Annotated in this window: 1 protein-coding gene; it reads left to right on the forward strand. The window is 64.1% G+C overall.

Annotation, left to right across the window (positions count from 1 at the left end):
- Positions 1 to 33: 33 nt before the first annotated feature.
- Positions 34 to 251: sigma factor (locus JI667_RS22415; RefSeq protein WP_368077933.1), on the forward strand; the 218-nt coding region annotated here is incomplete at its 3' end.

Genomic DNA, 251 nt, shown 5'->3' on the forward strand with positions numbered 1-251 from the left:
GAGGGTCGATTTGCCGACGGAGGGCCGCGTGACGTGACCAGAGACGATGAAAGCCTGCGCTACGCCAAGCTGATGCAAGCCGTGGCGCGCGATGCCGATAAGGCGGCTTTCGCGGCGCTTTTCACGCATTTCGCCCCAAGGGTGAAGGCGTTTCTGATCAAGTCGGGCGCCACGCCCGCGATGGCCGAGGATTGCGTACAGGACGTGATGGCGACGGTCTGGCGCAAGGCGCGGATGTTTGATCCGTCGCG

Source organism: Bacillus sp. NTK074B, assembly GCF_017303375.1.
GTDB lineage: Bacteria > Bacillota > Bacilli > Bacillales > Bacillaceae_B > Rossellomorea.